At 72.6% G+C, this 1,444-nt stretch carries 4 protein-coding genes; all 4 read left to right on the forward strand.

Going from position 1 to position 1,444, the window contains the following annotated elements; translation table 11 throughout:
* A partial coding sequence (locus AC2W7M_RS25350) for a D-alanyl-D-alanine carboxypeptidase (RefSeq protein WP_486135864.1) occupies positions 1 to 420 on the forward strand: 420 nt, incomplete at its 5' end.
* Positions 405 to 857, forward strand: coding sequence for a D-alanyl-D-alanine carboxypeptidase family protein (locus AC2W7M_RS25355; protein WP_486135866.1), 453 nt, complete (start codon positions 405 to 407; stop codon positions 855 to 857). The genes AC2W7M_RS25350 and AC2W7M_RS25355, both read left to right, overlap by 16 nt.
* Entirely contained in the window at positions 776 to 1,297 is a 522-nt protein-coding gene (locus AC2W7M_RS25360; RefSeq protein WP_486135868.1) for a hypothetical protein, read from the forward strand. The genes AC2W7M_RS25355 and AC2W7M_RS25360 overlap by 82 nt, the downstream gene beginning before the upstream one ends.
* Positions 1,297 to 1,444 (forward strand): dTMP kinase (locus AC2W7M_RS25365; RefSeq protein ID WP_486135870.1); only part of this gene is annotated, 148 nt, incomplete at its 3' end. The genes AC2W7M_RS25360 and AC2W7M_RS25365, both read left to right, overlap by 1 nt.

The raw sequence follows: 1,444 nt of genomic DNA on the forward strand, positions 1-1,444 counted from the left end.
GCTCGGCTATGCCGGGCGTGCCTGCGGATGGGCGCTGACGCTTTCCTTCCCCGTCTTGCGGAGGCGCCGCGCTCTTGCTGGGGGCGGGCCGTCGCGCGGGTCGGCGCCACCGTCCATGTCTGCGCGTTCGTGGGTGCGGCGGCGCTCGCGACCGGGCCGGCCGCAGCGGCGGAAGGCGGATTCCAGTCCAGCGCACCCGCGGCGATCCTGGTGGATGCCGAGACCGGAACCATCCTCTACGAGAAGGACGCCGACCGGCCGATCCAGCCGGCGAGCCTCGCCAAGGTGATGACCGCCGCCGTGGTGTTCGATCGCCTGAAGTCCGGCAAGATCACGCCCGATACGGAATTCTTCGTCAGTCCCGATGCCTGGCGCCGCGGCGGCGGACCTCGGGCGGCGCCGCCATGTTCGCCGAGGTGAACAAGCCGGTGTCGGTGGACAACCTGCTCACCGGCGCCTTCGCCATCGGCGGCAACGACGCGGCGCTGACCCTCGCGGAGGGCGTCGGCGGCTCGGAAAGCGTGTTCGTGCGGCTCATGAACGAGACCGCGCAGGCGATCGGCATGCGCAACAGCGTGTTCCGCAACGCCACCGGCTTCGCCGATCCGGCGCAGGTGAGCACCGCGCGCGACCTCGCGACGCTCGCGCGCCACGTGATCCGCACCTATCCGGACTATTACCCGGTGTTCGCCCGGCCGGCATCGACTGGAACAAGATCCGCCAGCGCAACCGCAATCCGTTCCTGGAGGCGGGCATCGGCGCCGACGGGCTCCAGGTGGGCTGGCTCAAGGACGTCGGCAACAATGCGCTCGTCTCGGCGATCGGCGGCGCCCACCGGCAGCGGCTCATCGCCGTGATCCTGGGCGCCAAGACCGAGAAGGAGCGGCTCGACGAGGGCAAGCGCCTCCTGGAGTGGGGCTTCCAGTCGTTCCAGCAGCGCGCGCTGTTCTCGGCCGGCAAGGAGGTGGCGCGCGCCAAGGTGTTCGGCGGCGCGGAGAGCTCGGTCGGGCTCGCCGCCCGCGGCCCGGTGTTCGTGCTCGCCTCGCGCGTCTCCACCGAGCGCGTGGTGGCGCGCGTGACCTATCTCGGGCCGCTGGTGGCGCCGGTGGCGAAGGACACCCCGGTCGGCACGCTCACCATCTCCCGCGGCCAGGTCAAGGTGCTGGAGGTGCCGCTCTACACCACCGCCGACGTGCCCGTTGGATCGCTCGCGCGCCGCGCCTTCGATGGCGCGCTCACCCTCGCGGGCGACGGCATCCGCGACGTGGTGGGCCGGGTGCTGGCGAAGCTGCACTGATGCGCCGCGGCCGCTTCATCACCTTCGAGGGCGGGGAGGGGACCGGCAAGTCCACCCAGGCGGCGCGCCTTGCCGCACGCCTGCGGGCGCAGGGCCACGAGGTGGTGGAGACGCGCGAGCCGGGCGGCTCGCCGGGCGCCGAGGCGG

The organism is Xanthobacter sp. BG11Y11_SDJG, from assembly GCF_057364445.1.